Source organism: Enterococcus sp. HY326, assembly GCF_026157065.1.
In the GTDB taxonomy this organism is placed as follows: domain Bacteria; phylum Bacillota; class Bacilli; order Lactobacillales; family Enterococcaceae; genus HY326.
On record NZ_JANLGQ010000031.1, the window covers coordinates 1 to 1,192 of the forward strand.

Annotated in this window: 2 protein-coding genes; both read right to left on the minus strand. The window is 44.8% G+C overall.

Features of this window, described 5'->3' with window-relative positions:
• Positions 1-671 (minus strand): sodium ion-translocating decarboxylase subunit beta (locus ORH16_RS18840; RefSeq protein ID WP_265460466.1); only part of this gene is annotated, 671 nt, incomplete at its 3' end.
• A gap of 87 nt (positions 672-758) precedes the next feature.
• Positions 759-1,145 (minus strand): acetyl-CoA carboxylase biotin carboxyl carrier protein subunit, encoded by a 387-nt coding sequence (locus tag ORH16_RS18845; RefSeq protein ID WP_265460467.1) that lies wholly within the window; start codon positions 1,143-1,145, stop codon positions 759-761.
• Positions 1,146-1,192: the final 47 nt, after the last annotated feature.

Genomic DNA, 1,192 nt, shown 5'->3' on the forward strand with positions numbered 1-1,192 from the left:
AGTGATGCAGGTGCAATTAACCCAGCCACAATCGAAATGACGATTGGGAAAATAATTTTCGCTGTTTGCGAGACTTCCCCTGCCCGGTAGTTCATGCGAATCCGGCGTTCATGTTTGGTTGTCACCGCTTTGATTGCCACCGGTTGGATAATTGGCACTAACGCCATGTAGGAATAGGCGGCAACCATGATGGCCCCTAGATATTTCGAATTCAAGGTATTGGCTACGAAGATGGAGGTTGGTCCATCCGCCGCGCCGATAATTCCGATTGACGCCGCATCGTTAATATCAAAACCAATTAATACAGCCACGATAATCGTGAAGAAAATCCCGAATTGCGCCGCAGCACCGAATAATAACAGAAAAGGATTTTGTAACAGCGGTCCGAAATCAATCATTGCGCCAATCCCAATAAACAATAGCAACGGGAATAATTCTGTACTGATACCAAAGTCAAACAGGACTTGGAAAGGCCCTGGTTCGCCACCAGCTGCCAGCACACCGGAGTTCGGAAAGTTTACTAAAATCGTTCCTAACCCCATTGGAACTAATAATGTCGGCTCATATTCTTTTTTAATTCCTAAATACATTAAGACGGCACCGACCACCATCATGACAATCCGGCCAGGCTCTTGTCCCATGCCGATAAACCCTTCAATCAATGTTTCCACAAATTTCACTTCCTCAACTTAATTTCACTTCTGCATAACTTCACGTTTCAATTTCTATATAGGATAGAAATTTTTTTACTAATTTATTTAGGCAATGGTAATCAATGGATCACCAGGATTCACATTGTCGCCAGGTGCGGCGTGAATGCCCGTAACTGTTCCTGCATGTTGTGCTACAATTTCGTTTTCCATCTTCATCGCTTCTAAAATCATCACTGGTTGGTTTTCGGAAACTGCATCCCCAACATTCACTAAGACTTTTAAGATAGCGCCAGGCATAGGAGCCGTAATTGCATCGGCGCCGGCTGGAGCTGAAGCAACGGGTGTTGGTGTTGGTGCTTCTGGAGCAGGAGCTGCGGGCGCAACAGGTGCAGCCGGAGCAACGGGTGCTGTCGGTTGTGGCACGCCACCGATTTCTTCCATTTCTACTAAGTATTCTTGACCATCGATTGAAATTTTAAATTTACGTAACATTGATGAACCCTCCGTTTTATTTTTTCTTTTGAATCGTTTTGACAATG

What these genes read in the sequence shown, in the direction of transcription:
- ORH16_RS18845 (WP_265460467.1), bottom strand. Translation starts at nt 1,145, where the DNA reads ATGTTACGTAAATTTAAAATTTCAATCGATGGTCAAGAATACTTAGTA.